The sequence below is a fragment of the Cohaesibacter haloalkalitolerans genome (assembly GCF_003574655.1).
Classification (GTDB): Bacteria; Pseudomonadota; Alphaproteobacteria; order Rhizobiales; family Cohaesibacteraceae; genus Cohaesibacter; species Cohaesibacter haloalkalitolerans.
This window is the reverse complement of sequence record NZ_QNUM01000009.1, coordinates 24,230-42,576: the sequence shown is the minus strand read 5'-3', so window position 1 is coordinate 42,576 and position 18,347 is coordinate 24,230. Positions and strand designations below refer to the sequence as shown.

Below are 18,347 nucleotides of genomic sequence, written 5' to 3'. Positions count from 1 at the left end.
AGCCGGAAAAGCCGACCATGTCGCGGGACCGATACGAAGAGTTAAAGGCGCGCTATGGCTGAGAAGGATCTTGAAAAGCTGGTCTTGCGAATTGAGGCGAACACCACCCAGTTCAACAAGGCGCTGAAGAAAATCGAGAAGAACACCGAGACCAGCCTCGGCAAAAGTGAAAAGAGCGTTGTCAAATTCACATCGAGCCTTGGAAGCCTTGGCAAAGCCGCAAAGGGGGCCGTGACGGCTGTCGGCGGCTTTGCCGGTATTGCTGTTGGTGGTGGCCTTGCGGGGATTGCTGCCCTTGCCAAGACTTCAGCCGAACAGGTAGCGGACCTTGCAACGGAAGCCAAACGGGCAGGGGTGAGCTTTGAGGCCTTTCAGGAGCTGGACTATGCTGCGCGCAAAAGCAATGTTTCCATTGATGCGCTGACCGATGGCCTCAAGGAGCTGCAGCTTCGAGCTGACGAGTTTATCACGACGGGTAGCGGCGGTGGTGCGGATGCATTCAAGCGGCTTGGCTATTCCGCTGATGACCTGAAAAATCGGCTCAAGGAGCCGGACAAGCTGTTTGACGACATTATCGGACGATTGCAACAGTTTGACAAAGCGGCGCAAATTCGCATTGCTGACGAGGTCTTCGGCGGCACGGGTGGCGAACAATTTGTCCAGATGATCGAACGCGGCCAAAAGGGGCTCAGAGACGCAAGGGAAGAAGCGCGGCGGCTCGGGATTGTGCTTGACGAGACTGTCGCCAGACAGGCCCAACAGATCAATCAGGAATTTGAAACCCTCTCAACCACCATCGGGACCAAGGTCAAGGGGGCAGTTGTGACCGTTACGGCGGCACTTCTCCAACTCAAGAACAGTTTTGACGATAGCGTTCTGGGGGACTCTGCAGGCGGACAGGTAGACACGGTGTTCCGGCTGGCTGACCGCTATCGGGAAGCAAAGGACCAGCTTGAAAAGGCGCGCGGGGCGCTCGATACATCGCGGCGCAATGCTGGCAGCACGGGCAACACGTTTGAGGCTTCGCTTGTTGAAGAGGTCAAAAAGGCTGAGGACCAGATCAGGAAATATTCCGAGCTGATCGCACGGGCCGATTATGATCTGGGCGGGGGTGCCATCAGCGTTGCCGGGCTTGATATCAAGTCCAAACAGCGCGAAATGGGCCTTATCCCGCCAGCCTCGCCAATGATCCCGAAACCGGCACCGGGGTCACCATCGACCAAACCTGACAAGGGAGACGACAAGAAGACAAGAACAGAACAGGTCGACAAGGTGCACGAAGTCATTCTGGCACTGGAGCAGGAAGCGGCGCAGCTTGGCCGGACGTCCGGTGAGCAGGAGCTTTACAACGCTCTGGCAAAGGCCGGTGTGAACCTTGAGAGTGATCAGGGGCAGGCTATCGCAGCGGCGGTCAATGGCCTGCAGGCAAAGCGCCTCGCCATGCAGGAAGCAGCCAGCACGGCGAAAGCCATGCAAATGCAGACCCAAGAGCTGACCCAGAATTTCGAATATCTCGGGCAGTCTGGTGTCGACATGTTGACCGATATCGTCAGCGGCGCGAGTTCGGCTGAGGATGCCATGCGCTCCTTTGCCCTGCAGATCGCCAATGCGGCGGCGCAAGCGGCGCTGTTTGGCACCGGGCCGATGGCGTCCATCATGACAGCGCTCACCGGCAGTTCTGGCGGTGCCCTCACAGGGCTGTTCACCTCTCTGGCCGGGTCGATCACATCAAGCAGAGCTGCGCTTGATCTGTCTTCCTTTGTAACCGGCGCCCGCGCAGGTGGCGGCATCGTGTTGCCCGGCAATCTCTATCAGGTCAACGAGAACGGGCCGGAACTGTTTTCGCCCAACGTGGCCGGGCGCATCGAGCCATACCAGCCTTTCGGCTCGGTCAGCGGCAATGCAAGCCGGGCGGGCGACACACACAATTGGTATGTTTCGACGCCTGATGTGCAGGGCTTCAAGCAGTCTCAGGGCCAGATTGCCGCCAATATGGCGCGCCTTGTGGCACGTGGCGGGCGCAATCAATAGGGGGCCGGACATGGCGGCATTTCTTGAAATCACATTTCCCGTTGCCATCGGCCTTGGCGCGACTGGTGGACCGCAACGCAAGACACAGGTCGTGCAAAGCGGGTCCGGCACCGAAGAGCGCAATCAGCAATGGGCCAATTCACGGCGCACCTGGGATGTCGGCACCGGTATCCGCGATATCTGGGAGGCCGAAACGGTGATTGCCTTCTTTGAAGAGGTGCGCGGGCGGCTTTCCGGCTTCCGTTTCTGCGATCCATTCGACTTGCGCTCATGCGCCATCCTCGCAACGCCCGCCGCAACAGACCAGAGGATCGGCACCGGCGACGGGCTGACCGCCAGCTATCAGCTTACCAAGATCTACGGCAGCACCAATCCCTACACGCGCACAATCCGCAAGCCCAAAGCGGGCTCGGTGCTTGTGGCCGTGGGTGGCGTGGCGCTCGATGCGGCAGACTACACGGTCAATCACGCAACGGGGCTTGTGACCCTTGTCAATGCGCCGGCTGCTGGCGCGGCGGTGACCGCTGGCTATGAATTTTTTGTGCCGGTGCGCTTTGACACCGACAGCCTTTCGATTGCCTGGGAAAACAACCGGCTTATCTCGGTGCCTTCCATTCCCATTGTGGAGCTGATCCAATGAAGACTTTGCCCGATGGCATGCAAGCCCACCTTGACAGCGGGGCAACGACCCTCTGCTGGTGCTGGAAACTCATAAGGCGCGATGGTGCGGTCTATGGCTTTACCGATCATGATGCCGATGTTGTTTTTGATGGTGTCACCTATTCGGCAGACAGCGGCTTTACCGCAACAGAGCTGCAATCAAGTCTTGGGCTGTCGGTTGACAATGTCGACGTTGACGGGGCCTTGTCGGCGGATTTCATCACGGAAGAGGATATATCGGCAGGGCTTTATGACGGGGCCGGGGTCGAGGTCTGGCGGGTCAACTGGATGGACCTTGACCAACGCGTCCTGATGCGGGCGGGCAACCTTGGCGAAATCACGCGAGGGGACACCTATTTCAGCGCCGAGGTTCGGGGGCTGGCGGCTGAGCTTCAGCAAAAGCAGGGCCGGGTCTATCAGGCCGGTTGCGATGCGGTTCTGGGGGATGAACGCTGTGGGGTCGATATCTCGGACCCGGCCTTCTCGGCCAGTGTGACCGTTTCCGGCTATTCTGGCGGGCAGGTGCTGCAGATATCCGGCGCGGAAGATTTCGGGGCCGGTTGGTTCAACCGGGGCACGTTGACCTTTACCAGCGGTGCAAACAACGGACTTTCCTATCAGCTTCAAAGCCACGTGGTGACAAGTGGCCTCGTGACGATTGGCATCTGGTCGCCATTCCTCAAGGCGGTTGCCATCGGGGATACGCTGGATCTGGTCGCCGGGTGCGACAAGCGGTTTGCAACATGCGTCAAGAAATTCGCCAACGGGGTGAATTTTCGCGGCTGTCCGCACATGCCGGGCAACGACTATGTGACGACCTATCCAAGCCCGGATGATGACGACCTGTCGGGGGCCATTCGTTATGACCAGTATTGAGCGGCAACAGATCATTGCCAGCGCTCGGGGCTGGCTTGGCACGCCTTATCACCATCAGGCCAGCAACAAGGGTATAGGCTGCGATTGTCTGGGGCTGATACGCGGGGTCTGGCGCGAGCTTTATGGGGCAGAGGTCGGGCCAGTTCCAGCCTATTCGCCCGATTGGGGAGACGCCAGCAATGCAGACAGTCTGCTGGTTGCCGGTCGGACCTACATGCAGGAAATCGCGATTGCCGATATGGGGCCGGGGGATGTGTTTGCCATCCGATGGCGCGGGGCAAAGAGCGCCAAACACCTTGGCATCCTGACCGGTGAGACGCGATTTATCCACGCCTATGAAAAATGTGGTGTGGTCGAGGTGACCCTTTCCCCTCACTGGCGGCGGATGATTGCCGCTGCTTTCCGCTTTCCCGATCTGGAGGTCTGAGCATGTCAACGCTGGTTTTGTCCAAGGTCGGAAGTGTGGTCGGCGGGGCCTTGCTGGGGCCGCTGGGCGCGATGATCGGCGGGACACTCGGGGCGCTCGGCGGCGCTGTCATCGACAACATGCTTTTGGCCGGGGGCCGGGACACCCACACAACGGGGCCAAGGCTCGACAGCCTGCAGGTGACCAGCTCGACCGAGGGAAGCGCGATCAACCGGGCCTATGGGCGTGTGCGGATTGGCGGGCAGGTGATCTGGGCGACGACCCTTGAAGAGGTCGCCAGCACCAGCAAGCAGGGCGGCAAGGGCGGTGGCGCGACAGCCAAGACGACCAATTACACCTATTATGCCAATTTCGCGATTGGGATCTGTGAGGGGCCGGGGGTCTATCTCAACCGGATCTTTGCCGATGGCACCGAAATTGACATGTCGAAAATCGACTTCCGGTTCTATGACGGCAGCGAAACCCAAGAGCCGGACAGTCTGATTGAAAGCATCGAAGGGGAAGGGCTTGCCCCGGCCTATCGCGGGCTTTGCTATATCGTCTTTGACCGGCTGGAGCTGACCGACTACGGCAACCGCATTCCGCAATTTACCTTCGAGATTTTCCGGCCCTCGCCAAACCGTCAGTTGGAAACTGCCATCATGGGCGTCAATCTCATTCCGGGGTCAACAGAATTCGGATATGAGCCGGATGTCATGCTCAAGCAGACGCTCTCATCCAGCGGGGCTGTGACCTCGGAAGACTATGAAAACGTCCACCAGAAGCAGGGCGCGTCTGATCTGTCTGTCTCTCTTGATCAACTCGCCAGTGCCTTGCCGAATGTGAAAAGCGTCTGTCTGGTCGTGGCATGGTTCTTTGACGACCTGCGCTGTGGTGCCTGCAGCATCCGGCCAAAGGTGGAAACGGCCAGCAAGCCAACCTCGCCCTATAACTGGCAGGTTGCAGGCCTGACGCGAGACACGGCCCTGCTGATTACGCAGCTAAGCGATGACAATGGCAACGCCTATCCGGTCTATGGGGGCACGCCTTCAGACCGATCTGTCATTCATGCCATTGGCGAATTGAAGAATCGCGGCTATGAGGTAATGCTATACCCGTTCATCATGGGCGATATTCCCAAAGGCAATGGCCTTGCCGACCCTTGGGGCGGGGAGGAACAATCTGCTTTCCCTTGGCGTGGGCGGATCACCTGTTACCCGGCTCCGGGGATGGCGGATAGCCCGGACCAGACCAGCGCGGCGGCTGATCAGGTCTGGGCCTTTCTCGGTTCGGCGTCTGTTGCCGATTTTTCCATTTCAGATGAAACAATTACTTATGCGGGTGCGGAGGATTGGGGGTACAGGCGGTTCGTGTTGCACCTCGCCACACTGGCGAGCGCTGCCGGTGGTGTCGCTTCGATCTGCATTGGCTCGGAAATGGTCGGCCTTACCACGGTGCGCGACAGCGCAACCAGCTATCCCTTTGTGACGGGGCTCAAGACACTTGCTGCTGATGTGCGCACCATTCTTGGCGCTGCGGTCAAGATCGGCTATGCGGCGGACTGGAGTGAATATCACTCGCACAGGCCGGGGGACGGGTCGGGCGATGTGATTTTCAACATGGACCCGCTATGGTCTGACGCCAATATCGATTTCATTGGAATTGATAATTATTTCCCGCTCAGTGACTGGCGGCGGGGCAGGGAGCATCTTGATTATGATCAGGAACGCGGCTTTGTGACGCCCTATAGTCTCGACTATCTTCAGGCCAACATTGAGGGCGGCGAGTATTACGACTTCTATTATGCTGACAATGCGGCGCGGGTGGCGCAGACGCGCACGGCCATCAGTGACGGGGCGCACGGGGAAGACTGGATCTTCCGGCAAAAAGACCTCAAGGGCTGGTGGAGCAATAGCCACCACAACAGGCCGGGCGGGGTGCGCGACAGCGAGGCAACCGGCTGGACGCCACAAAGCAAGCCTATCTGGTTTACCGAATTGGGATGCCCTGCGCTGGATCTCGGCAGCAACCAGCCGAATGTTTTCTTTGACCCGAAATCAAGCGAAAGCGCCTTGCCCTATTTCTCCAGCGGGGCGCGGGATGACGTGCAACAGCATTGCCATCTGAAGGCGACAATTGACTATTGGGCCGACGCGGCCAACAACCCGGCATCGAGCCTTTATGACGGCGCGATGATCGACATGGATCGGGTGCATGTTTGGAGTTGGGACGCCCGGCCTTTTCCCTCCTGGCCGCTGGATGGGGCGACATGGGCGGATGCGGACAACTGGGCCTTCGGGCACTGGCTGTCTTCCCGCGTCGGCATGGTCTACATGCCGGACCTGATGCGCCATATCTCGGACGAATATGGTTTTGCCACTTATGATTTTGATGCTGCTTACGGGGCCTGCGATGGCTATGTGATCGATAGCACCATGAGCTTGCGCAGTGCCTGGCAACCGCTGGAACTGGCGTTCGGCTTTGACTTGATCGAAACAGGCGGCATCATCAAGGCGGTTTCGCGCAAGGCCATTCCGCTTTGCGCTGCAGTTGACAAGAGCAGCCTGCAGGACGGCAACGGCGACAAGGTGGGCGAGCTGGTTACCCTGACGCGGGCGCAGGAAAGCGAGCTGGCACGGGCGGTGCGCATTACATACCTCAACGCCAACAAGGCCTATAATTCCGGCACGGTGAGCGCATGGGCCAATTTCACCGGTGCGACCAGTGTTTCGGAAAGCCAGCTTGCAATCGTGATGGACGAAGACAGGGCAAGCGCGGTGGCCGACTATCTATTGCAGGATGTCTGGGCGGCACGGGAAACCGGAAAATTTGCCCTCATGCCGTCCCTGCTGGCTCTGGAACCGGGGGACGTTATCGAGGTGGCAACAGACAATGGCGCAAGGGAAATGCGCCTGACGGACGTCAAGGACGGGGAGGGGCGCAGCTGCGAAGCAAGCGGCTTTATCGATGCTGCCCTGTCTGTTTCCGGGGCCACCTTGAGCATTCGGGCGGCCTCAACGACTGGAAGCCTCACGCGCATTCTGGCGCGGTTTATGGACCTGCCGTTGCTGCAGCCCGATCACGACCCGAATGCGGGCTATGTGGCTCTTGCGGCCAAGCGTTGGCCGGGGGCGGGGCTGGTGCTGCGCTCAGCAACAGAAAGCAACTGGCAAACCAACATCGAAATATCCAATTCCGCCATCATCGGCGAAACGTTGACCGCTTTGGACAAGGGGCCGCTTTATGTCCTTGACCGGGGGAATAGCCTTGATATCGAGATATTCAGCGGCTCGCTGCTGTCGGTCACAGAGGACGAGTTGCTGGCCGGTGCCAACGCCTTTGCCATCGAGACCAGCGCAGGGACATGGGAAATCATCCAGGCGCAGACTGTGGAGCTGATCGGCACAAACCGCTATCGCCTTTCCACCCTGTTGCGTGGCCAGCTCGGCACAGAAAGCGCCATGCTCGACACTGTGGCGGCGGGGGCCGCTATCGTCTATCTGGCGCAAGGGATCGCGCAGGCAGACATGACGCTGTCAGATGTCGGCAAGGACTATTATTGGCGCTATGGGCCGGAAGGCGAAACAGTTGGCTCGGATCGCTTCACGACGGAGCAGCACGCTTTCACCGGGCGGGCGCTCAAGCCCTATGCGCCGGTTCATGCCCGGTGGTCGATCGATGACGCGGACAATCACACAATCACATGGATAAGGCGCACGCGGCTCGATGGTGATAGCTGGGATCTCTATCAAGTGCCGCTGGGTGAAGAGCAGGAGGCTTATGAGGTCGATATCATCAGCGGCGGTGCAGTTGTGCGCACCATCACGACCAGTGCACCACAAGCCAGTTACAGCGCAGCAGAACGCCTCGCCGATCTCGGCAGCGCAACGGCTGGCTATGACGTGGCGATTTATCAAATCAGCCAAACGCTCGGGCGCGGCGATGCGCTTGAGGCGGAATGGAAGAAAAACTCCTCGGGTAGCTGAGGCTCGTTGCAAATAGGATGAATTCCGTGAACTTTAAAACACAATGAGGTGTAATAAAGAATTCTGTATTATTCCTAATTGAGAATCGTAGATAGTTAATATATATTCAATACTATCACCGTAACTCTTTATCATTGTTGTATTGATATGCCCAAAAATATTGAAACTACCGCATTTTCACATTTTTTTGATGATTCTACAAAAATATCGTCTGCACCTGAGTATTTGAAAAAGCTTAAGTCCCATATAATTTTAACGTTACTTGTTCGTGACAAGGTTATGGTATCTGATACCCAAGCCGTAACCTCTGGGAATTTCAGAAATCTATTAAGGAAAGATGGAGTTATTAGGGAGCTTTTGAAGAAAGGATATTTTAAGCTGGCTATTCGAGACCGTTATGATGGCGAAATCGTCAAGTCTTTGAATCAATTGAATAGAAAATTTATTGCAAATGGAAATTTAGATGTTGGAAGGAAAATATCAAATCTAAAACAGGACTTCTTCGAGAAAGATGACGATATTTCCTTCTTTGAACAGTTTTCTAACTGCAATGAATGGAAAATTGATGAGATAAGTGAAATCTATACGAACAAAGTAATGTTTTATACGATGGAGCGACTTTCTTCTCTCGTTAGTGCTCGTGAGATTGATATCGTGAAAGAGGAATTTGCTGCCGAAATTAGTCAAAGAAGAAACGGCATCAAGGGATTAACTGGTGTATTTATGTACAATGTTCTTCCTGAGAAACTTTATAAACGAATTGGTGTGCCTGAATTTGATCTGACTACCCTCTTAAAAGAATGTTCTGATGCAGCCTATCAAACAGCCCTACCTTCATTAATGCATTTGGATACCTATTTTTCCGATAATCATGCAAAGTGCTTTTCACTGAATTGCCAGCGTTCACCAATGTGGGAGAGTATAGGAGAGACAGAAATTCTCAGAATTCCAACAAAATCGAAATTCTTAGTCGATTCTATCGCTGATTTTGATATATTAGATGTTGTGAGACTTAGGGATAGCAGAAGTTCAAAGAGAATACGTGAGTTGGTCCGAAATGGCGTATGTACTGAATATTTGATCGAAGAGTATAAGAATAACTTAGAGGAATTGTATGCAAGAATATTTGAAACTATGGTTGATAAAAATCCCTTAACTAAATCGACAATATCTGTATCTGAGGATGTGAGATTAAGTAAAAGAGTTTATATGATTGAGAATTCTTTGGGATTTTTAGTCGAAGTTCTTGGATTGCATTTTCTTTTTCCGGGCATTGGCTTCGCGATAACAAGTTTATTCAATCGAAACATACGAAAAACGCTTCCATCCCCCGAAGATAAACGCGCACGGGAGATGGCCAATTGGCACCTTCAGCAAGAAAAGGTAAATCAACATATGGAAAATGTAGGAGAAAATAAAAAAATAGATTTTGATACACCAGCTTTAATGAACGTTGTTGGAAATGAAGTTGTTAGTTCACCCGAAAATGTTGGAGTAATTTCTTAAACAGTATTTTTGAATTAGTATCTTCGTGTTTTGATCGTAGATAAATTTTGATTTTTCTTCGTCAACTATTTCTTTTAAATTAAAATAGTGAAACCCGCTTATTGCTTCAGTATCTTCCTTGTGCTCGGTTGATAACTCTTTTGAATCTGAGATAATTGCCAAAAATAGGTGCGTTACAAAGTCGTGCCCAACTGTGCCGTAGCTTTGGATGCTGTTGGGTTTGAGGCCTGTTTCTTCACTCAGTTCTCGTAAGGCATCATCAAATGGGGTTGAATCTTTACTACCGAAACCTTGTGGCACCTCATATGAAAACGCTTTTTCCGAATATCTGTAGTTCTTAACTAATAATGCGGTATTGTTTATTACAGGCAATATTGCAACACCATAAGGTGCTCTCCACCGAGATCGAAAGTATGTGCCAACTTTTCCGGACGGGAAGGAAACTATATCATCGTAAACATCGATGAATTCATTCTCGTATACTTTTATTTCTTTTATAGTTTTAATTATACCATCCAAAATTAGTTTCCCTTCTGCGCCAAACTGTGTGAACCGTGCCGGGGTGCTCCCAACTTTAAAAAAGTTTGAATGAATTTTCATCAAAGATTCTAGTCGCTGCAACGTAGAAGTCTTTTATGTCCACACAATATGCAGTCGGTAAATGTGCCGAGACGACTTCTCAACCACCTCACACCATCCCTTACCCTCGTGTTGAGTGAAATCAACCGAGGGTAAATTTCATGACTGAAACAGCGCTTTTGCGGTTGCCTTATATTGCGAGCAATCAGAACCAGAAGCATATCACCCATAACGAAGCCCTGCGGATGCTGGACGCACTGGTCCAGCTGTCCGTTGCTGATCGGGATTTGTCAGCGCCACCGGCAGAACCGGAAGAGGGCACTCGCTACATTGTCGCCGATGGGGCAAGCGGGGCCTGGACCGGATGGGAGGGCAGCATTGCCGCCTATCTTGACGGGGCCTGGATGCGGTTTCAGCCGCTGGCCGGATGGCTGGCGTGGCTTGTCGATGAAGGCAAGCTGCTTTGCTATGACGGGGCGGGCTGGTCGGATTTCATTTCAACAAGCCTCGGCGCGGCTCTGGCGGGGGGAACATTCGACAAGATCGGGATCAACGCCACGGCGGACACGACAAACCGCCTAGCCCTTGCCTCTGCTGCCAGTCTTTTCAACCATGCTGGCAATGGCCATCAGATCAAGGTCAACAAGGCGGCGGTTGCCGACACCAACAGCCTGTTGTTTCAGACCAACTGGTCAGGCCGTGCTGAAATGGGGTGTGCCGGGGAAGATGACTTTTCATTCAAGGTGAGCGCTGATGGTTCCAGCTGGACCACGGCGCTCAAGATCGCTCGGGCAACCGGGCTTCTCACCGGCGCGGCGGTGCAATCATCCGCCAGTGATGCGACAAGCGGAAGGCTTTTGACCGTTGGTGCATTCGGGCTTGGGGAAGCGGGAAGTGTGCCCCCGCTCGCTGATGTTGACGACCCGAACACCCCTTGCGGCCTTTGGGGCGTGTTGGGTGGATCGACGGCGAACAACGCCAGCTTGCCTGCTGGTCTTGCCGGAACGGCTGGTTCAAAATTCGGCATGCTGATGATGGAAAAATACAGTTCATCCCGCGTCCGGCAAATCGTTTGGTCGACGGTTGCCAATGATGCCAAGGTGTTCGAGCGCTGGTATCGCTCGGCAGGTTGGGAAAGCTGGCAGCTCATATACGGTCAAAGAAACATCATCGGAACGGTGGCGCAATCGTCGGGCGTTCCAACAGGGGCCATTATCGAGCGCGGCAGCAACGCCAACGGTGAATATGTGCGCTTTGCCGATGGCTTCCAGATTTGCACCAATGGCAATGCAGCAATCACGACAGCGGCGGCGGCCTTCACCGGCACCATCACCAAAATCGACAGTGACAAGCTTTGGCTTGGCCGCTGGTACTAGGGAGACACTCCATGAAACTCACTCTGATTCCGCAACGGCGCGACGATGCGCTTGCCCTGTCGCTTGCGGGTGACGTGCTGACCATCAACGGCGAAGCGCTGGACCTTTCCGGCATTCCGGCCGGGGCCACCTTGCCGCGCAAAGCGGTGGGCTGCGCTTGGCTGGCATCCGATATCGAGCGCGACAAAGACGGCCAATTGTCTCTCTCGCTTATTCTGCCTCATGGTTTCATTGCAGATCCTTCGACGGACGCGGCAAGGGCCGTGCTTTATCCTGCCCCGCTTGAAGTTACCGAAGACGGGGAAATCACCTTGCCAGCCCATGAAGAGGAAGGAATTGAAGAATGAGTATTACCATTGATCTTGGCCAATTGATCACCCCGGAGGCGAAACAGGCGTTTTCCCTTGAGAGAGCAAAGAGCATTGCGCTTGATGTCATTAACACCCGGATTGAAAAGAAACGGGCCGCCCTGCTGACGGACATGGTAGGGCAAGAGATGATTTATCTTGCCAAGGAAGCGGAAGCCAAGGCTTGGCAGGCGGCAACCAATCCTGATCTTGCCGATTATCCGCTTTTGGCGGCTGAAGTTGGCATTACCGCTGACGATGCGGACGCATTGGCCGCGCTCTGGCTTTCCATGGCCGATCAGTGGCGACAGACGGCAGCGATCCTTGAAGCGATCCGGCTCAAGGCAAAGGCTGATATCGGCGCGGCGGAAACGCTGGACGCCGTTACGAGCGTTGAAGATGGCATTGTGTGGCCGTAACAAATCAACCGGATCAAAACAGCCCTTACCCTCGGATGGACTGAAACCAACCGAGGGTATTTTTATGGACAAGGCAGAAATCAAGGCCATTCAAAAGGCGCTGAAGGCCAAGGGCTTTTACAATGGGGCAATTGACGGCCTGCGCGGCAGGCTGACCAATCGGGCCATCATCGACTTCAAAAAATCTATCGGTTATCGCGGGCGCGACTACGTGGGGCCGCTGACCAAGGCGGCGCTGTTCGATGGGCGCGTTGATCCGGTGACGGCAGCGCGCACACCATCGGCCAAGGCGCTCGCTGTGTTTGATGAACCGGCATGGCTGCAGGTGGGCCGGTCTTACCTTGGTTTGCGCGAATACAAGGGCAACCGGCACAACCCGAAAATCCTTGAATGGTGGGTTAAGATCCGCATGCCATTCACCGATGATGAAACCCCATGGTGCGCCGGGTTTGTGGGCGGCGTTCTGGAAGAGTGCGGCATTCGCTCGACCAGATCGGCGGGCGCACGCTCTTACCTCTGGCAGAATTGGGGAACGCGGCTCAGCGGGCCTGCTGTTGGCGCTGTGGTTGTCTTCTGGCGGGGCAGCAAGACGGGTGCAAATGGTCATGTCGGGTTTGTGGTCGGGCGCGACCAGCATGGCAACCTGATGGTGCTGGGCGGCAATCAGGGCGATGCGGTGACCATCCGGCCATTCTCGATGGACCGTGTCTTGTCCTATCACTACCCGGCTGGTGTGGCCATCAAGAGCGCTATCGGCTTCTCATCGCTGCCGGTGGTGGACTCCAACGGCATGCTCTCAACCAACGAAGCGTGAAAAGATATCAACGGATCGGAAAGTCATGAGACCCTTTGTTTGACGGTTTATCAACTCTCAAATGGAGCAATATCATGACTTCCCGAATTGCATTTCACCCCACTGTCGCCATTGGCATCGCCCTGGCTTGCCTGTTCGCCATGCCTGCCAGTGCTGCGACCATTGACCTTTCGCCGGTCTCGACCCTTTTCAACGAATTCATGCAGTCCTTTGTCGGCCTGCTGGCCTCGGTGATCGTCGGGGCCGCTGCCTGGGCGGCCAAGAAATGGTTTGGCCTGCAGGTGGACGCCAAGCAGCGCGAAAGCCTGCACGGGGCTATTGTGCGTGGTATCGGCGCGGCGCTCGAAACCTTGCTCAAAAAGATGGACGGCAAGACCAGCATTGAGATTGACAATGAGACGGTGGCGCTGGTTGCCAATTACGTTATCAAGCTCAGCCCCGGCGCCGTAAAATACTTCAATCTCACGCCTGATGCGCTGGCCGATCTGATCCGGGCCAAGTTTGGCGAACGCCTGATGATGGAGCTGGATCTCACTGCGCAGCCTAGCGCCAGCGCATAAATGAGGAGGGTTGGCGGCATGTGGGAATGGATCATCGGGGCGGCGTTGGGCTTTCTGGGGGAGCTGTTGCGCTCGCTCTATGAGACCTACACCGCCAACCAGTCCATGAAAGAGGTTGGCAGGCTGGAAGAGCAGAAGGCCAACCTTGAAAAGCAAATCACCATCAGCAAAGAGGCGCAAGCCATCAGGGACAAGGCCAATGCAGAAACTGACCTTAACGCTGTTATTGACGGGCTGTAGCCTGTTTCTCGCTGGCTGTCCTTCGCAGACAGTCACGCTCGACAGCCTTTGCGAAGCGCGGGCCGTGCCGGTATCGCCGGAAATCAAGGCGCAGTTTCGCGCCTGGCTAACGCCTGACGGCAAACTCAAGGCCAATGCCCCAATGGGGGCGGCGGACTTCCTGAAGGGCCTGAAGGCCAACAATGACCTGATAAGACACTATTGCAGCAAAGGGGCAGGGCAGTGAGCACTGAAATTAAGGATCTGGTCTATATTGGGGGAATTGTTGTGGCCGTTGCGGGCTCACACTTCATGTTGCGCGCCCGCGTCATGGTGCTGGAAGAGCGAATCAAGGGCTATTCCGAAGCCATGAAACGCATCTTCGAAAGCCTGAGCCGGATAGAAGAAAAGCTGGACGGAAAGGCGGACAAGTGACATAAAGGAGCCAAGAAAATTTGGCTCCTTATTTTGTACTACCAATTGTACTACAGATTGTACTACACAAAGTTTCGGAAAATAGGTAATGATAAATATTTCAAATAGTTAGAAATAAGTCAAAGTGACCACGAATCCTGCAGGGGTCGCCACTTTCCTTGAGACGATACATCTTTTTTCCGCTCAACATTGCGCTTGCTGCGAAACTGATTCCTTCCTAGAGATACACCTCTGCAGGGCCTCTTTGCCTCGGCAAACTGCGCGCCAGACACTACGGCCATCACCATATTGTTCCAGCTCCGTTTTCACTGCAGATGAACTCAATGCTGAGTATCGGTGAAAATACGCAATTAAATGCGTTTGGAAACAATCGTCATGGCATGAAAATGCAAATCCGCATCTTGCCTCGACACCGGTCAATCAATAGCATGGCGCCAAATCGCGACAGGATAGTCAAACCATTCGGGAGAGTGTGAAATGAAACTGGCAGCCGCAGCAACCGTTCTTGCCTTGTCCACCTCAGCTGCCTTTGCAGACTGCTCAATGGTGACCTTCTCCGATGTGGGTTGGACCGACATCACGGCAACAACAGCCGCAACAAGCACCATTCTTCAGGCGCTTGGCTACAAGACCGACACCCGTATTCTTTCCTTGCCCGTCACCTATATCTCGCTCGAAGAGGGTAAGGTGGACGTCTTTCTTGGCACCTGGTTGCCCAGCATGGAATCGGACATCAAGCCCTATCGTGAAAAGGGCACCATCGACACCGTCCGCGCCAATCTGACGGGGGCAAAATACACCCTTGCCACCAACGCTGCCGGTGCAAAGCTGGGCATCACAGATTTCGCGTCTATTGCCACGCATGCCGACGAGTTGAAGAGCTCCATCTATGGCATCGAGCCGGGCAATGATGGCAATCGGCTGATCATGACGATGATCGAGAAGAACGCTTTCAACCTCAAGGATTTCAAGATCCGCGAAAGCTCGGAGCAGGGTATGCTCAGCCAGGTCCAGCGGCTCTCGAAACGGGACCAGCCGATCGTCTTTCTTGGCTGGGAACCGCATCCGATGAATTCCAGCTTCGAATTGACCTATCTGAGCGGTGGGGACGAGTTCTTCGGGCCAGACTTTGGCGGTGCAACGGTCTATACCAACACCCGCGCCGGGTATGCCAAAGAGTGCCCGAATGTTGGCAAACTGCTAAAAAACCTTGAGTTTTCCCTCAAAATGGAAAATGAGATCATGGGCTATATCCTCAACGACGGAAAAAAGGCAGAAGACGCTGCAAAGATCTGGCTAAAAGCCAATCCTTCCGTTTTGGATAAATGGCTCGATGGTGTAGAAACACTCGATGGCAAACCCGCATTGCCAGCAGCAAAGTCCGCCTTGGGGCTTTGACCATACCAAAATCATGGTCCCATTGAAATGGGACCATTTCTGCCGCCCTGTTCTGAGCGTGTCGGTGGATTGAGACAAAAGGAACGCCGAACGTGGAATGGCTCTATTCCCACAAAATTCCCGTAGGGGATTGGGCAAGCGCGCTGTTTGAATGGATTCGCATGAATCTCGGAGGGCCGCTCGATAGTCTGAGCCTGATCCTTGAGCAGATCATCAACGGCATCCTGTGGGTCCTGCACACACCGCATCCACTGATCGTTATCGCCGTGTTTGTTGGCCTGACCTGGCTCATCCAAAGAAGCTGGAAGACCTGTGTGCTGGTCGGGCTCGGTTTTCTGTTCATCCTCAATCAGGGATACTGGCGCGAAACCACCGAGAGCCTGACACTCGTTCTGACCTCATGCGCGGTCTGCATGGCGCTTGGCGTCCCCATCGGCATTGCCGCAGCCCATCGGCCCCGGCTATATGCGGTGTTGCGGCCAATCCTCGACCTGATGCAAACGCTGCCCACCTTTGTCTATCTCATTCCCGCCATCGTCTTTTTCGGCATTGGCATGGTGCCAGGGCTTATTGCTACCGTTGTCTTCGTGCTGCCAGCCCCCATCCGCTTGACGCAACTCGGTATTTCCTCAACGCCGGAAAAGCTGATTGAGGCCGTGCGGGCCTTTGGCGGAACCCGGCGGGACGTACTGCTGAAGGCAGAGCTGCCCCACGCCCGTCCGCAGATCATGGCAGGTCTCAACCAGACCATCATGCTGGCGCTGTCGATGGTGGTGATCGCCGCCCTTGTCGGCGCAGACGGGTTAGGGGTTCCTGTCGTGCGGGCACTCAATCAGGTCAACACCAGCCTCGGATTTGAAAGCGGCTTTGTCATCGTTGTGGTCGCCATCATCCTTGACCGAATCTTGAACAGGAAACGCGAGCATTGACGACCGCCATCAAACTCGAAAAAGTCTCCATCGTTTTTGGTGACAAACCCGAATCTGCCTTGCCCTATATGGATCAGGGGCTTGCGCGCGCCGAAATTCAGGACAAATCCAACCAGATCATGGCTGTTCAGGACTGCTCCTTTGACGTTGAGGAGGGCGAGATCTTTGTGCTGATGGGATTGTCCGGTTCTGGCAAATCGACCCTGCTGCGCGCTGTCAATGGCCTCAACCCGGTCGTGCGGGGAGCGGTTCATGTCAACACCGGCGACAAGCTGTTGAATGTAACGAAAGCCTCAGCCCAGAAACTACGCAATATCCGGCGCAACCGGGTCGCCATGGTCTTCCAGCAATTCGCGCTGTTGCCATGGCGCACGGTGGCGGAAAATGTTGGCCTCGGGCTGGAGCTGTCGGGCATGCCGCGGCGTCTGCGCCGAGAAGCTGCCATGGAACAACTGGCGCTGGTGGGACTTGAGGGCTGGGCAGACAATCAGGTCAGCGAGCTGTCCGGCGGCATGCAGCAGCGGGTAGGGCTCGCCCGCGCCTTTGCAACGAAGGCGCCGATCCTGCTGATGGACGAACCCTTTTCCGCGCTCGATCCGCTTATCCGCTGCAAGCTGCAGGATGAACTGCTCGACCTGCAGAAAAAGCTCAAGCGGACGATCCTGTTTGTCAGCCACGATCTGGACGAGGCCTTCAAGCTGGGCAACCGCATTGCCATCATGGAAGGCGGCCACATCAAGCAGATCGGCACCCCGCAGGCGATCTTTTCCAACCCGGCGGATGACTATGTCTCCGAATTTGTCGCCAACATGAACCCGCTTGGCGTTCTGCGCGTTTGCGATGGCATGGTCAGCCCGACAAGTGAACAGTATGAAACAACCATTGGTGCGGACATTCTTCTGTCAGACAGCCTCGATCTGCTCGTGAAGTCGACCAGCCCGCTCGGAGTGATCCGCAATGGCCAGACCGTTGGCGAGTTGTCAACGCGCAATGCCCTGCGCCTGCTGTCCGGTCGCCCGGGAGACAATGTCTGATCACAGCAGCATCAGGACATAGGGCAGGCTATCGACAACGATTGTATTTTGCACTTGCCTGACGCTAAGATAGGCGGATGAAACAGACTTGGGGGCGTGTCATGAATAACCGCAGCTTTGCCGTCATCGGCCTTGGCACATTCGGCAGCACTGTTGCCAGAGAATTGGCCAATTTCGGCAACCCGGTTCTTGGTATCGACTCAAGGGAACAGAATGTTGCCGCGCTGGCTGACACCCTGTCTGAAGCGATCATAGCAGACGGGCGTGACGAGGTGGCACTTAAGGAAGCCGGCGTCGGTGACTATGATGTTGCCATTATTGCCATCGGCGAAGATCTGGAAGCCAACATTCTCTGCACGATGAACACCAAGCTCCTCGGTGTGAAGACCATCTGGGTCAAGGCGCTCAACAAGACGCATCATCGGATCCTTTCCCGGCTGGGGGCGGACCGTGTCATTCTGCCCGAACAGGAAGTGGGCCAGCATATCGCCCAGATGCTGCATAACCCGCAGGTGCGGGACTATGTCAGCCTCGGCAATGGCTATCATGTCGTCGACTTCAAGGTGCCAAAGCTGCTCGATGGCGTTGCAGTCTCCGACCCGAAATGGTTTGATGTCGACGATCTGCGCGTTCTGGGTTTCATGCGCGATAGTCAGTATTATTCTGGCGTCAACCAGAGCGAACCCCTCAAGGAAGACGACAAGCTCTTGTTGCTGGGCAAGCGCCCCGACCTGCGTCGCTTCGGAGACGCTCTCAGAGGCCGGAGCTGAAC

At 55.2% G+C, this 18,347-nt stretch carries 19 protein-coding genes; 18 read left to right on the top strand and 1 reads right to left on the bottom strand.

Going from position 1 to position 18,347, the window contains the following annotated elements; all coding sequences use genetic code 11:
• The first annotated feature begins 54 nt into the window (after nt 1-54).
• The 6 genes from DSL70_RS19385 to DSL70_RS19360 all read left to right on the top strand — a co-directional run bounded on the left by DSL70_RS19385 (nt 55) and on the right by DSL70_RS19360 (nt 9,465).
• A complete protein-coding gene (locus DSL70_RS19385; RefSeq protein WP_119309636.1) occupies nt 55-2,031 on the top strand; it encodes a phage tail tape measure protein in 1,977 nt (658 codons plus the stop codon).
• Nucleotides 2,032-2,041: 10 nt separating this feature from the next.
• Entirely contained in the window at nt 2,042-2,671 is a 630-nt protein-coding gene (locus DSL70_RS19380) for a DUF2460 domain-containing protein (protein WP_119309635.1), read from the top strand.
• The gene (locus tag DSL70_RS19375) at nt 2,668-3,567 is read left to right on the top strand and encodes a DUF2163 domain-containing protein (RefSeq protein WP_119309634.1); all 900 of its coding nucleotides are present in this window, start codon (nt 2,668-2,670) and stop codon (nt 3,565-3,567) included. The genes DSL70_RS19380 and DSL70_RS19375 overlap by 4 nt, the downstream gene beginning before the upstream one ends.
• A complete protein-coding gene (locus tag DSL70_RS19370; protein ID WP_119309633.1) occupies nt 3,554-3,994 on the top strand; it encodes an NlpC/P60 family protein in 441 nt (146 codons plus the stop codon). The genes DSL70_RS19375 and DSL70_RS19370 overlap by 14 nt, the downstream gene beginning before the upstream one ends.
• A gap of 2 nt (nt 3,995-3,996) precedes the next feature.
• Nucleotides 3,997-7,959 (top strand): baseplate multidomain protein megatron, encoded by a 3,963-nt coding sequence (locus tag DSL70_RS19365; RefSeq protein ID WP_162916919.1) that lies wholly within the window; start codon nt 3,997-3,999, stop codon nt 7,957-7,959.
• Nucleotides 7,960-8,106: 147 nt separating this feature from the next.
• Nucleotides 8,107-9,465, top strand: coding sequence for a hypothetical protein (locus DSL70_RS19360; RefSeq protein ID WP_162916918.1), 1,359 nt, complete (start codon nt 8,107-8,109; stop codon nt 9,463-9,465).
• Here DSL70_RS19360 and DSL70_RS19355 read toward each other — a convergent pair.
• Nucleotides 9,436-10,065 carry an NUDIX hydrolase gene (locus tag DSL70_RS19355; RefSeq protein ID WP_119309630.1) on the bottom strand — a complete coding sequence of 210 codons (630 nt, stop codon included), beginning with the start codon at nt 10,063-10,065 and terminating at the stop codon, nt 9,436-9,438. The two genes, DSL70_RS19360 and DSL70_RS19355, sit on opposite strands and share 30 nt — an antisense overlap.
• Before the next feature lie 140 nt (nt 10,066-10,205).
• Between DSL70_RS19355 and DSL70_RS19350 the strand changes: the two genes are divergently transcribed.
• The 12 genes from DSL70_RS19350 to DSL70_RS19295 all read left to right on the top strand — a co-directional run bounded on the left by DSL70_RS19350 (nt 10,206) and on the right by DSL70_RS19295 (nt 18,345).
• Entirely contained in the window at nt 10,206-11,420 is a 1,215-nt protein-coding gene (locus tag DSL70_RS19350) for a DUF2793 domain-containing protein (RefSeq protein ID WP_119309629.1), read from the top strand.
• Nucleotides 11,421-11,431: 11 nt separating this feature from the next.
• A complete protein-coding gene (locus DSL70_RS19345) occupies nt 11,432-11,767 on the top strand; it encodes a hypothetical protein (RefSeq protein WP_119309628.1) in 336 nt (111 codons plus the stop codon).
• Nucleotides 11,764-12,186: a hypothetical protein gene (locus DSL70_RS19340; RefSeq protein WP_119309627.1), complete on the top strand. Its 423-nt coding sequence runs from the start codon at nt 11,764-11,766 to the stop codon at nt 12,184-12,186. The genes DSL70_RS19345 and DSL70_RS19340 overlap by 4 nt, the downstream gene beginning before the upstream one ends.
• A gap of 64 nt (nt 12,187-12,250) precedes the next feature.
• Nucleotides 12,251-13,000, top strand: a complete 750-nt coding sequence (locus tag DSL70_RS19335; RefSeq protein WP_119309626.1) for an NlpC/P60 family protein — start codon at nt 12,251-12,253, stop codon at nt 12,998-13,000.
• Between the two features lie 74 nt (nt 13,001-13,074).
• Nucleotides 13,075-13,560 carry a hypothetical protein gene (locus tag DSL70_RS19330; RefSeq protein ID WP_119309625.1) on the top strand — a complete coding sequence of 162 codons (486 nt, stop codon included), beginning with the start codon at nt 13,075-13,077 and terminating at the stop codon, nt 13,558-13,560.
• Nucleotides 13,561-13,578: 18 nt separating this feature from the next.
• Nucleotides 13,579-13,800 carry a hypothetical protein gene (locus tag DSL70_RS19325; RefSeq protein ID WP_119309624.1) on the top strand — a complete coding sequence of 74 codons (222 nt, stop codon included), beginning with the start codon at nt 13,579-13,581 and terminating at the stop codon, nt 13,798-13,800.
• The gene (locus tag DSL70_RS19320; protein WP_162916917.1) at nt 13,760-14,026 is read left to right on the top strand and encodes a hypothetical protein; all 267 of its coding nucleotides are present in this window, start codon (nt 13,760-13,762) and stop codon (nt 14,024-14,026) included. The genes DSL70_RS19325 and DSL70_RS19320 overlap by 41 nt, the downstream gene beginning before the upstream one ends.
• Nucleotides 14,023-14,214, top strand: a complete 192-nt coding sequence (locus DSL70_RS19315) for a hypothetical protein (protein ID WP_119309622.1) — start codon at nt 14,023-14,025, stop codon at nt 14,212-14,214. Before DSL70_RS19320 ends, DSL70_RS19315 begins: the two co-directional genes overlap by 4 nt.
• A 477-nt stretch (nt 14,215-14,691) precedes the next feature.
• Nucleotides 14,692-15,612: a choline ABC transporter substrate-binding protein gene (gene choX, locus DSL70_RS19310; protein ID WP_119309621.1), complete on the top strand. Its 921-nt coding sequence runs from the start codon at nt 14,692-14,694 to the stop codon at nt 15,610-15,612.
• A gap of 92 nt (nt 15,613-15,704) precedes the next feature.
• Nucleotides 15,705-16,541 (top strand): choline ABC transporter permease subunit, encoded by an 837-nt coding sequence (choW, locus tag DSL70_RS19305; protein ID WP_119309620.1) that lies wholly within the window; start codon nt 15,705-15,707, stop codon nt 16,539-16,541.
• Entirely contained in the window at nt 16,538-17,575 is a 1,038-nt protein-coding gene (choV, locus tag DSL70_RS19300; RefSeq protein ID WP_119309619.1) for a choline ABC transporter ATP-binding protein, read from the top strand. The genes choW and choV overlap by 4 nt, the downstream gene beginning before the upstream one ends.
• Nucleotides 17,576-17,652: 77 nt before the next feature.
• On the top strand, nt 17,653-18,345 hold the full coding sequence (locus DSL70_RS19295) for a potassium channel family protein (RefSeq protein WP_245418291.1): 693 nt from the start codon (nt 17,653-17,655) through the stop codon (nt 18,343-18,345).
• The last annotated feature ends 2 nt before the right edge of the window (nt 18,346-18,347 follow it).

What these genes read in the sequence shown, in the direction of transcription:
- DSL70_RS19385 (WP_119309636.1), top strand. Translation starts at nt 55, where the DNA reads ATGGCTGAGAAGGATCTTGAAAAGCTGGTCTTGCGAATTGAGGCGAAC.
- DSL70_RS19380 (WP_119309635.1), top strand. Translation starts at nt 2,042, where the DNA reads ATGGCGGCATTTCTTGAAATCACATTTCCCGTTGCCATCGGCCTTGGC.
- DSL70_RS19375 (WP_119309634.1), top strand. Translation starts at nt 2,668, where the DNA reads ATGAAGACTTTGCCCGATGGCATGCAAGCCCACCTTGACAGCGGGGCA.
- DSL70_RS19370 (WP_119309633.1), top strand. Translation starts at nt 3,554, where the DNA reads ATGACCAGTATTGAGCGGCAACAGATCATTGCCAGCGCTCGGGGCTGG.
- DSL70_RS19365 (WP_162916919.1), top strand. Translation starts at nt 3,997, where the DNA reads ATGTCAACGCTGGTTTTGTCCAAGGTCGGAAGTGTGGTCGGCGGGGCC.
- DSL70_RS19360 (WP_162916918.1), top strand. Translation starts at nt 8,107, where the DNA reads ATGCCCAAAAATATTGAAACTACCGCATTTTCACATTTTTTTGATGAT.
- DSL70_RS19355 (WP_119309630.1), bottom strand. Translation starts at nt 10,065, where the DNA reads ATGAAAATTCATTCAAACTTTTTTAAAGTTGGGAGCACCCCGGCACGG.
- DSL70_RS19350 (WP_119309629.1), top strand. Translation starts at nt 10,206, where the DNA reads ATGACTGAAACAGCGCTTTTGCGGTTGCCTTATATTGCGAGCAATCAG.
- DSL70_RS19345 (WP_119309628.1), top strand. Translation starts at nt 11,432, where the DNA reads ATGAAACTCACTCTGATTCCGCAACGGCGCGACGATGCGCTTGCCCTG.
- DSL70_RS19340 (WP_119309627.1), top strand. Translation starts at nt 11,764, where the DNA reads ATGAGTATTACCATTGATCTTGGCCAATTGATCACCCCGGAGGCGAAA.
- DSL70_RS19335 (WP_119309626.1), top strand. Translation starts at nt 12,251, where the DNA reads ATGGACAAGGCAGAAATCAAGGCCATTCAAAAGGCGCTGAAGGCCAAG.
- DSL70_RS19330 (WP_119309625.1), top strand. Translation starts at nt 13,075, where the DNA reads ATGACTTCCCGAATTGCATTTCACCCCACTGTCGCCATTGGCATCGCC.
- DSL70_RS19325 (WP_119309624.1), top strand. Translation starts at nt 13,579, where the DNA reads ATGTGGGAATGGATCATCGGGGCGGCGTTGGGCTTTCTGGGGGAGCTG.
- DSL70_RS19320 (WP_162916917.1), top strand. Translation starts at nt 13,760, where the DNA reads ATGCAGAAACTGACCTTAACGCTGTTATTGACGGGCTGTAGCCTGTTT.
- choX (WP_119309621.1), top strand. Translation starts at nt 14,692, where the DNA reads ATGAAACTGGCAGCCGCAGCAACCGTTCTTGCCTTGTCCACCTCAGCT.
- DSL70_RS19295 (WP_245418291.1), top strand. Translation starts at nt 17,653, where the DNA reads ATGAAACAGACTTGGGGGCGTGTCATGAATAACCGCAGCTTTGCCGTC.